Here is a 9612-nt window from a genome sequence, read left to right as displayed (position 1 = left end):
GGGGAAGGTAGGCAAAGCGAGCGGCGCAAGCCATTACGACGTGGCGCAAGCCTTAACGACATTGTAGCGATATTGCCAGATTTGACCTGCGCCGCTTGCGTCTGAGCCCAGACGCGCGATTATCGATGTTCGGCAAGGTATTCCGAGAATTCTTCGATCGTCGGATAATCGTAGACGACGGTCGGATCGATTCGGCGTCCGAGCCATTGTTCAAGATCTCCTGTCATGCCGATCGCGGCTGCAGAATCGAGGGCAAAGTTTTCGAACGGCGCAGTCACATCGATTGACTGAGGCGCCGTATCTAGCTCACGCGCAAGATAGGCGACCATCCACTCTTGGATTTCTTCCGTCGAGGCAGTTGCGCCCGCGGCCGATTTGTCGCTGGTCATGTAGGTCCTCTCAACCGGCGTTACTTAATCGACTTATCCTACACGTTGCGCTTGAAATCGACCACCAACCCACGCCTGGGCGGCAATTTCGCCGGGAAGCGATCCGCAGACCGAAATCGCGCCGACATATCCCTCGGCTGGGCAGAATTCGGTGATCGAAGCGGCCGGTTCTTCTGGAAAATGGCCGAAATGGTTCATCACGCGACGTGATGGCTTCGCCGTCAGGTCCATCTCGATTTTTTCTAGTGGACGTCGAATTCCGACACCAAAAGTCTTCAAATAAGCTTCCTTGTGCGTCCAATATCGCAGAAATTGACGATCTTGTTCGGCTTGTGGCAGACGCAGCACATCAGGACGTTCGCCGCTGGCCAAGCAGCGATCGACCATCCGCGGTAGGCCGCGAACCTTGCGAACTTGCTCGATATCAACACCCACTTCGCCAATCGACGATACCGCCAAGACGGCTAGATCGCCCGAATGGGTGATGTTAAACCAGAGCGAATCTTGATTTTCGAGCTGCGGCTTGCCGTACTTTCCGTTGGCCAGGGTGAGCTGTTGGGGAATTGTTTCGAGATACCCGGCCAAGATCTGACGGACCGCGCCGCGGCAGACGATATACCGCTCGGTCTGATCTGCTAGCAAAAAGTTGTCCGCTTTCTCGCGCTCGGCAGCCGATAGCACTTCGCGCAGTTGCGCCACTTGCGACTTGCTCGTATGAAGCGGAATGCTCCACAGATGCAGCGCGTCGGCAGCAATACCGGTCAATGGTGCGAGGCGTGCGCCTCTGGCTTCCGGAAGACGTATCATTTTTGCTAGGGGGTTAAGTGTCGTGATCGCACATTGTCCGTTGAGCGGCTCATGGTGGAGGGACTGCCGCTACTGGGAGGATTGCGCTCTTCTTAAAAAGTCGGACAAAAGACAATCTCGACGGGAGGGTTATCGGCTCGCTGTGATCGGCCGCATTATTCGTAATAGTCTGTATAATTCAAAGGCTTACTCATAATACGCAGTCTCGCTGGCATTGTCGGTAGTCTGCGGGCTTTTTGTGGAGTTTTCGGGCGGATGGCGCGAGTTGTACTAGCTATGTCGGGGGGGGTTGATAGCAGCGTTGCTGCCCATCTCCTTCTAGAAGAGGGGCATGAAGTAATTGGTGTTTTTATGCGCCACGGCGAAGAATCGCCGGTTGCTAGCTGCCAGATTGATGGTCAACCGGCGCTGCCGATCCTCAACACGCGCGCGGATCACAAGCAAGGTTGCTGCAGCGCCAGTGACGCTGCTGATGCACGCCGGGTTGCTGATAACCTTCAGATCCCTTTCTATGCACTCAACCTGCAGCGCGAATTCGGGCAAATCATTGACTACTTCGTCAATGAGTATGTCGCCGGGCGAACCCCCAATCCGTGTGTGATGTGCAACAACTGGATTAAGTTCGGCAAGCTATTTGATTACGCCGATAGCGTCGGAGCCGAGTTTGTTGCGACGGGGCACTATGCCCAAATGATCACCGATCCTGGGGGGGCGACTCCTCGGTTGGTGCGAGGAGTCGATCCCGGCAAGGACCAAACTTATGTGCTGTTTGGAATCCAGCGAGAATACTTGCGGCGAATGTTGCTGCCGGTCGGACAGTTTGAGAAGTCGCGCATTCGCGAACTGGCCGGCCAGATCGGAATGAGGGTCGCTGATAAGAAGGATAGCCAAGAGATCTGCTTCGTCACTTCTGGCAAGCATGACGAGTTCATCAAGTCGCGCCGCGCAGATCTGCAAACCGCCGGAGAGATCGTAACCACCGCGGGCCAAGTGGTCGGCACGCATGACGGGATCGAAAAGTACACCATTGGCCAGCGCAAAGGGCTGGGCGTTGCGCTGGGCGAACCACGATTTGTGGTTCGCATTGATGCGCAGACAAACCAAGTGGTGATCGGCGAGAAAGAAGAGCTAGGGCGTACCGAGTTGACAGCTCGAGATTGCAACTGGCTGGTCGATCTGCCGGCCGGTCCACTCCGTTGCCGTGCTCAGATTCGTTACAACAGCGACGACGCGCCAGCTATGGTAACGCAATTGCCCGACGGGCGGATCGCAGTGACCTTTGATGAACCTCGGCGCGGCGTCGCCCCAGGCCAGGCTGTGGTTTGCTATGACGGAGATCAAGTGCTAGGGGGCGGTTGGATTGAATAATCGCCGCGCAGCAAAAGGGACTCGCAGCAGCGAGTCCCTGATGGTGTTTGCGTTATTTCGACAGTGACGATCTACGGAGCGGTGACCGTTTCTCCCCCACCGCGAGTGAAGATCGCTTGATAGGCGGCGAAATCCATCGTATCCGCAAGGAACGAAACGGATCCGTCACACCGATTGAACATCGCGCCGCCGGGGTGATAGCTGCCAAAAGCGAGCTCCATCAAGTGACCGCTTGCCGACGGATCATTGAGACGAACGTTTAAGCGAACCGCTGCCGAGCCGCAAGTTTCGCTAAACTCCGTACCGCCGGTTCCTCCATTGCAGGCGCAAGGATCGATCTGGCCCGACCCGATATACCAATGGTCGATCGCTTGGCCATCTTTGCCAAAGTCGGGATCGGTCATCGCTTCGCCCACCATCACAGTGTTTGACAAACCGTCGCGAATGTCGGCAAACCGGGTTGCCGTGCAGCCATAGATCACGCCGTTTTGTTTCAGGTCTTCAAAAGATAGCGGACCGACGGACGCGTCCACATCGCTCGCATCGTCCGCGCTGACCAACGTTCCACCGTTCCCCAGGTAGCTCATCGGGACGCGCTCTGGAATGCCGTTGAAGTCGTAATGCTTCTGTAGCGGCATGCTGGGGCAAAAATAGGTATCGATGACGGTGCAGCAAGCGGTCTCATTGGCCGAGCCGTCGGTGCCAAAGTTGTCTCCTTCGGCAAACTCAAGAGTATCGTAGAGATTGCCCTGTTCAATGAACGGCAGAATGCGAGCGGTCCAGAGATGCCCGCGGTTGTACCAAGCGTGCGGCAGCGTCAGATGCGTGTCATGGTAGTTGTGCAGACCTAGTCCGATCTGCTTCATGTTGTTGCTGCAACTCATACGACGAGCCGCTTCGCGCGCTTGCTGGACGGCCGGTAGCAGCAGCGCAATCAAGACGCCGATGATCGCGATTACGACGAGCAGTTCGACCAGAGTAAAGCCTGCGGTAGAGCGAACGGAGTTTGAATTTTTCATGCGGAAAGATCTCCTATAAATCCCAGCCGCGGAGCGACTCCCGTCACTCCTGATCTCGGCCAAAAAAGAAAGAATGTGAGTTGCGACGTTAGTTGGCGCTTGTGGTGGAACAGTCGGACTTAAGGTCAAAGTTGAAGGTTGTTTTTGAGCCATCGACTTGGACTTCAAGCTTCGATTTTTTGTTGTAGCAAGCTGGGACAATCTCTTTGACGGGTTTTGCCTTTTCGCCTTCCTCCTCTTCCATTTCTTCGTCTTCAGAGACCGGACCGGTTCTGACGCGGACCACTTTGGGGCCCGGGATGACACCGCTTTGTTCGGTATTCAGCATCAGTTGATAGTGACCCGATTCATCGGTTTGTCCGTAGGAGAAGGTTCCTTCTGGGGTTTCAAACTGAACGACCGCAGCGGGAAGGGGCGTTCCGTCAAGGGTGACCACGCCGTCGACGTCGATCAGATTCAATTTGCTGTAGTCGGTCTGAACGCCTTGGTCGCAGCCGACTAACAATGCGATGGCTGGCAGCAGCCAAACTAGCCGTACAGGTCGTGGCCGATGCATGACGAAGGTCTCCGATTGGATTGTGGATAAGTGCATCTATCGATCGGAAGACGCAGCGCTGCGGCCATTCGATCGACATGAACGTTTGCAAGTTTTCTTCCGTAGATGCCTGCGAAAGAGCGCACTCTAACAACTCAAGAGACAGTTCCGGTCGCTACTTAACGTGGAATTCATTGAAGAGTTGATGAAGATGAGAAAGCGGCTAAATTCGCGCCTCTGGGATGCACATTCCCGCGATCGAATTGCGATGGCAAGGGAGGGTAGAGTGCCGTTGTCAGGCGATAAGCGAGCGATAGTGATAGTTGATATGCATCCCCTCTTCATTTCCGCGGATTTGGGTTTAGGGGAACCTGGTTCGGCGGTCGAATTTAGAAGCGATTTTAATATCCCATTTGCGCATCAATGGAACACAAGATCGCAGGCTGGTTGGCCATGAGAGGGGGGAGGGGGCGATTGCTGGCGTTCGCGAGCCACGGCGTGATCGACGAGTTACGATTCCGCAGTACTTGATCCGCCGGCTTGATCTTCGGATGGCGCCGCCGAATAGTCGTCGACCTCGGTCAGCGTGAATTCGGTCGAGAAGTGCGGCCCAGCGGTCAGGTACATTTCGCCGTGCGGCTCTGGTTGTTGGGCGATTACCCCGCAGTGTCGCACCAGTTCTAAAACCGCCAAAAAGAGGCCGATAATCACAATCTTATGGACCGGGCCGCCAAACATCGAAGTGAACGATACGTTCTCTTCGGCAACGATGCGTTGGTGGATGCGCTCCATGTAGACGCGAATCGGCGTGTCGTCATACACAATGCTGGTCGGCTGCACCGGTTTGTTGTCGCGTACGATCCGGGTCAGTGCGCTGACCAAGTCCCACAGTTCAACCTCGTGAATTGGTTGCTGAGCGGGGTCAATGCGTCGCGGCGGCAGATCGTCCGATAGTCGGGCGAAGCGACGGTTCCAGGCACGTCCCTGATCGTCCAGTAATCCCGCCGCGTCTTTGAAACGCTTGTATTCCAACAGACGCTCGACCAACTGCTCGCGCGGATCGTCAATCAGTTCTTCGTCGGCTTCGACCCCAGGTAGCAGCAGCTTCGATTTGATCTCGACCAGCGTGCTGGCCATCTCCAAGAAGTCAGCGGCCGCGTCGACATCCAGGTGTTGTAGGATGTCGAGATAGATCACGTATTGCTCGGTGACCATCGCGATCGGAATATCACGGATATCGACCTCATGTTTGCGCACCAGATAAAGCAGCAGGTCGAGCGGACCGCGGTAGACGTCGATGTCGACCTTGAACTTCATGTCGATTTCTTTTCGGCTGTAACCTGTTGGTGGGGCCAATCAAGGGACAAGTCTTCCTCAAACAAACGATAGCAGAAGCTTGCGCAAGTCACCCAGAGCGTGGTCGATTTTTGAAATTTCCCCATGTATGCGAGCATCCCCGAGAGGTATTTGCTGCATTTCGTCTCTCTCTTTTCGTCTATTTCGTCGAGTAAGGGGAGATCGATTCGGTCTCCTTTTCTGACTTTGGTACGTGGATCTGACTAGCGAAAAGGGGAAAAGCATCCCACCAAATCGGCTCCCCCCAGAATGAACTTGGGATCGTTTGCCTCCACCCTTTCGAGCGTCATCGCTCCGAATCGAAGGTATAATAACGCTAAAAATTTACGATATTTCTCTAGGGGCGTAACTACTGGTTTTCTAGAATCATAGGTATCTGATTCGATCTTTTACCCGCATGCAACAGCTTAAAAGCAAGTAAATCACCTGAGTTTTGAGTGAAGCTTTTTGAGGCTTTCGGGACGCACCGGTTTCGATAACGACCGGAGATCGAAGCGTCATGGATGGGCGAAGAGGGAGAAGACGCAAATAGAGAGCAGCGCGACAGAGAAGCAGGCGCAGAGAACTAGGCACAGACTAGTAGGCACGATCGCGAAACGTTTTCCGCAGACTTGCCGCCGGCGTATTCATCCGCCGGTGATGCGTCTTACAACCGGTACTGTATTGTCGTAATCGGTACTTCGGTTATTTGCGCGAAGCTATGTCTTTGGATATCGCGGTTGTCGAATCTCTTCTTCTCTACAACCAGCGGGCAACAAGCGAATGATCCAAATCAAACATCGAGAATCGGGCGACGTACTCTTTGAGTTAGACGCCGAATGTCTCCAAGGGCAAAAGCTGATCGGTAAGAACCTGAAAGGCGCCGACCTCTCGAACCGCGTGCTACGGAACTGTGTCTTTGACAGCGATAATTTGAACCAATGCAATTTCGCCGGGTCAGACCTAGAAGGGGCTTCGTTTATCGGCGCCTCGGTGCAAGACGCCGATTTTACCGGGGCCAATTTGCAGAAGACACGATTTACCGACGCCATACTTTATCGCTCACTATTTATCAACGCGAATCTGACCGGCGCTAATCTGCGCTACGCGAAACTAGAAAATTGTGATCTAACTTCCGCTCGACTTGTGGAAGCCGATCTAAGTATGTGCGATTTGCGGTGCGATCTCTCCGCGGCCAATCTGACCCGGGCGGATGTCCGGGGCGCGATGCTCCGGGGGGCGAACCTCAGCGGCGCCAAAATCGACGACGCCGACTTCACCGATGCAGATATGCACGACGCCAACATGACCGGAACCCTGATTGAACGGGCCAAAAACGCGTGTGCGAAGCATAAAAAGTTTCAACCAATCGTACGGAGCAAACGCCCATGGTGGAAAATCTGGGCGTAGACGCGGACATGCCTTAAAATTTTTGAGGCTCACTTTTGGGACTTTGGCGCCGTTTTACGGACGTTCCTCGACGCACAATGTGGGGGTTTTGGGGCCGTCCACGGTTTTTTGCTTCCCAGAGTAGCGTGCAAATGCCGCAGAACTCTCATTTCAGGTTTGACAAGCATTTGGCACGCTGATTTTCAGGTCGTGATCGTCTACACTAGGAGTTTACTTGGGCGCCTCGCAAGTCGGGGGGTGCGTTGCCTTCGGAACGCCGTTTCGATCAAGCAACTGGCCGGCGCCGCTAGCATTTGAGCCGTAGAATTATGAGTTTGCCGCAAATCGTTATCGTCGGGCGCCCTAATGTGGGCAAATCAAGCCTGTTCAATTGGCTTGCTGGTCGGCGTTTGGCGATCGTTGACAATGTGGCCGGTGTGACCCGCGACCGCATGACCTATCTAATGCAGTGGCGCGATCGCTACTTTGAGATCGTGGATACCGGCGGGATCGGCGTCAATGACGTCGATGATCTGACCGACGAAATTGAGCAGCAGATCGCGGTCGCGATCGATTCGGCCGATCTGATCTTGTTTGTCGTCGATACTCGCGAAGGGATTCTGCCTCTCGATCAAGAGGTCGCTCGTCGCCTGCGTCACATCAACAAGCCAATTGTGTTGGTCGCAAACAAGACCGATGAATCGCACATGGACCACGACGCCGACCAGTTTTATCAACTGGGACGCGGCAAACTGGTGCCTGTCAGCACGCTGCAAAATCGAAACAAAGATGATCTGCTGAACGTCATCGCCGATCGATTGCCGGATGCCGAAGAAGGGGAAGAGACCGGCGAACCCGAGATGAAAATCGCGGTGGTCGGGCGCCGGAACGTCGGCAAGAGTACGTTCGTCAATACATTGGCACGCGCCGAACGGATGATCGTCAGCGAAGTCGCCGGCACCACGCGCGACAGCGTCGATATTCGATTTGAACTTGACGGAAAGTCGTTCACCGCGATCGATACGCCGGGGTTACGCCGCCGAGCCAGCGTGAAAACCGATATCGACTTTTACAGCACGCATCGCGCCGAACGCAGCATTCGACGCGCAGACGTCGTGTTGATGTTCTTTGATGCGTCACAGCAAGTCAGCAAAGTTGATAAGCAACTGATCTCGTACATCGCCGAGAATTACAAACCGGTCATTTTTGTCGTCAACAAGTGGGATCTTTACCACGATAAGATGCCGACCGATCGTTGGGCGACTTATCTGCATGACACCTTCCGGAACATCCCCTACGCGCCAGTCGCGTTTATCACGGGGCAGACCGGCAAGAACGTGAAAGCGCTGCTGAACCACGCTCAGATGTTGTTCAAGCAATCGCTGGAGCGGATCACGACCGGCGAACTCAACCGCATTGTGCGATTTGCGATCGAGAAGACGCCGCCACCGTTGTACAAGCTGCGACGTCCCAAGATCTACTTCGCTACGCAGATCGGCGCTCAACCGCCGACGATTGTGTTGAAGTGCAATTCGCCCAAAGCGTTTAGCGATGGCTATCGTCGCTATCTGCTGTCGATGATTCGCGATCACGTCAGCTTTAGCGAAGTGCCAATCAAGCTGTATCTGCATCGTCGTCAAGAAGCGGACTTCAAGGGAGACGCGCCGTCCGACGGCGCCGAGGATCTGCAAGAGACGGATGCCGACTTGGACTCAAGCTCCAGCGACGCAGCGATCAGCGACATGTTGAATGAAATGAAGGACGAATAGATCGAAGCAAGCTACGGTGAAATGCTACGACGTTTCACTGGCAGCTGCTTTGATGATGCTTTCGATCACTTCTGTCTTGGCCGCCGCATAGGCGTTCATGTCGGTCCATGCTTGTTGGGTCAGTTCGCGTTTGACCTGCTCGTAGCGCTCTCGATCCGCGCGGTGGCTGCGCAAGCGATCGCGGAACATCAGGTTGCGAGCGCTCTCGATGCAACCATACGAATAGACATGCACATGCACGTCTCGATCAGGCGTGCGTAGCATCCGATGCTCTCGCCAGTCTGGTTCACGCACGCGAAGCAGATAGCCTGCCTGCTCAAGCTGCGGCAGATAGGCCGCCTCGTCGGCTGAATCGGCGACGACCACTAAGATGTCGATGATCGGCTTGGCGGCTAGCCCAGGAACGGATGTAGAGCCGATATGTTCGATCTGCAACGCGGTAGCTGGAAGCGCCGCTTCGATCACGCTGGCGTGAGCCGCAAACTTGTCTGGCCAGGATCGATCAGATTCAACAAGGCGAATCTCGCGTGATTCTACACCGCCGATCAGTCCTGTTTCGAGCGGATAATCGGACATGCTGATTAGTTCGTCAGGCAATAGCGATCAATCGCGGATTGCAATTGGATCTTGCTGATCGGCTTAACGATGTAGTCTTTAACAAACGGGTATTTCATGGCGCCCATTTTGTCTTCGATGAACGCGGAAGAGGAATACATCACGACCGACATGAAGTTATAGTTATCACCCAGTTGGCGTTGCAATGCTTCGAGAACCTCATGGCCCGTCATGCGAGGCATGTTGATGTCGAGCAGAATGAGCGCCGGCGGAGGGGGCTCGCCCAGCTCTTGGGTCCGGCGTTGTTCGTCGATGATCGCTTCTAGGAAATGATCGCCAGCGGCAAACTCGACGAAGGTGACGTCCGACTCAAGCTGATTCGAGATCCGTTTGATCAAATAGCGATCGACATCACTATCGTCGACTACGGCAATCGTTAAAGGCAT

General features: G+C 54.7%; 10 protein-coding genes. 3 read left to right on the top strand and 7 right to left on the bottom strand.

Going from position 1 to position 9612, the window contains the following annotated elements:
- Positions 1-119: 119 nt before the first annotated feature.
- Both SH421x_RS25960 and SH421x_RS25955 read right to left on the bottom strand, forming a co-directional pair.
- Entirely contained in the window at positions 120-389 is a 270-nt protein-coding gene (locus SH421x_RS25960) for an acyl carrier protein (RefSeq protein ID WP_488852929.1), read from the bottom strand.
- A gap of 33 nt (positions 390-422) precedes the next feature.
- The gene (locus SH421x_RS25955) at positions 423-1154 is read right to left on the bottom strand and encodes a 4'-phosphopantetheinyl transferase family protein (protein WP_488852928.1); all 732 of its coding nucleotides are present in this window, start codon (positions 1152-1154) and stop codon (positions 423-425) included.
- A gap of 297 nt (positions 1155-1451) precedes the next feature.
- On the opposite strand from SH421x_RS25955, the gene mnmA reads away from it, so the two are divergent.
- Positions 1452-2564: a tRNA 2-thiouridine(34) synthase MnmA gene (gene mnmA / locus SH421x_RS25950; RefSeq protein WP_488852927.1), complete on the top strand. Its 1113-nt coding sequence runs from the start codon at positions 1452-1454 to the stop codon at positions 2562-2564.
- A gap of 71 nt (positions 2565-2635) precedes the next feature.
- On the opposite strand, the gene SH421x_RS25945 is transcribed toward mnmA, so the two are convergent.
- From SH421x_RS25945 to SH421x_RS25935, 3 genes are all read right to left on the bottom strand, one after another.
- Entirely contained in the window at positions 2636-3583 is a 948-nt protein-coding gene (locus SH421x_RS25945) for a DUF1559 family PulG-like putative transporter (protein WP_488852926.1), read from the bottom strand.
- An 88-nt stretch (positions 3584-3671) separates the two neighbouring features.
- The gene (locus SH421x_RS25940; protein WP_488852925.1) at positions 3672-4139 is read right to left on the bottom strand and encodes a carboxypeptidase regulatory-like domain-containing protein; all 468 of its coding nucleotides are present in this window, start codon (positions 4137-4139) and stop codon (positions 3672-3674) included.
- 489 nt (positions 4140-4628) lie between these two features.
- Complete coding sequence (locus tag SH421x_RS25935) at positions 4629-5435, bottom strand: segregation and condensation protein A (protein ID WP_488852924.1); 807 nt, start codon at positions 5433-5435, stop codon at positions 4629-4631.
- A gap of 801 nt (positions 5436-6236) precedes the next feature.
- On the opposite strand from SH421x_RS25935, the gene SH421x_RS25930 reads away from it, so the two are divergent.
- Both SH421x_RS25930 and der read left to right on the top strand, forming a co-directional pair.
- A complete protein-coding gene (locus SH421x_RS25930) occupies positions 6237-6863 on the top strand; it encodes a pentapeptide repeat-containing protein (RefSeq protein ID WP_488852923.1) in 627 nt (208 codons plus the stop codon).
- Between the two features lie 308 nt (positions 6864-7171).
- The gene (der, locus tag SH421x_RS25925; RefSeq protein ID WP_488852922.1) at positions 7172-8611 is read left to right on the top strand and encodes a ribosome biogenesis GTPase Der; all 1440 of its coding nucleotides are present in this window, start codon (positions 7172-7174) and stop codon (positions 8609-8611) included.
- 24 nt (positions 8612-8635) lie between these two features.
- Here der and SH421x_RS25920 read toward each other — a convergent pair whose 3' ends face one another.
- Both SH421x_RS25920 and SH421x_RS25915 read right to left on the bottom strand, forming a co-directional pair.
- Positions 8636-9187 carry a GrpB family protein gene (locus SH421x_RS25920; protein WP_488852921.1) on the bottom strand — a complete coding sequence of 184 codons (552 nt, stop codon included), beginning with the start codon at positions 9185-9187 and terminating at the stop codon, positions 8636-8638.
- 5 nt (positions 9188-9192) lie between these two features.
- Positions 9193-9612 carry a response regulator gene (locus tag SH421x_RS25915; RefSeq protein ID WP_488852920.1) on the bottom strand — a complete coding sequence of 140 codons (420 nt, stop codon included), beginning with the start codon at positions 9610-9612 and terminating at the stop codon, positions 9193-9195.

This window comes from Blastopirellula sp. SH421 (assembly GCF_057808535.1).
The sequence above is the reverse complement of the archived record's forward strand: the minus strand, read 5'-3'. Positions and strand labels throughout refer to the sequence as shown.

Coding starts and splice junctions, on each gene's coding strand:
- SH421x_RS25915 (WP_488852920.1), bottom strand. CDS start 9,612: ATGCCTTTAACGATTGCCGTAGTCGACGATAGTGATGTCGATCGCTAT.
- mnmA (WP_488852927.1), top strand. CDS start 1,452: ATGGCGCGAGTTGTACTAGCTATGTCGGGGGGGGTTGATAGCAGCGTT.
- SH421x_RS25930 (WP_488852923.1), top strand. CDS start 6,237: ATGATCCAAATCAAACATCGAGAATCGGGCGACGTACTCTTTGAGTTA.
- SH421x_RS25960 (WP_488852929.1), bottom strand. CDS start 389: ATGACCAGCGACAAATCGGCCGCGGGCGCAACTGCCTCGACGGAAGAA.
- SH421x_RS25940 (WP_488852925.1), bottom strand. CDS start 4,139: ATGCATCGGCCACGACCTGTACGGCTAGTTTGGCTGCTGCCAGCCATC.
- SH421x_RS25920 (WP_488852921.1), bottom strand. CDS start 9,187: ATGTCCGATTATCCGCTCGAAACAGGACTGATCGGCGGTGTAGAATCA.
- SH421x_RS25945 (WP_488852926.1), bottom strand. CDS start 3,583: ATGAAAAATTCAAACTCCGTTCGCTCTACCGCAGGCTTTACTCTGGTC.
- SH421x_RS25935 (WP_488852924.1), bottom strand. CDS start 5,435: ATGAAGTTCAAGGTCGACATCGACGTCTACCGCGGTCCGCTCGACCTG.
- der (WP_488852922.1), top strand. CDS start 7,172: ATGAGTTTGCCGCAAATCGTTATCGTCGGGCGCCCTAATGTGGGCAAA.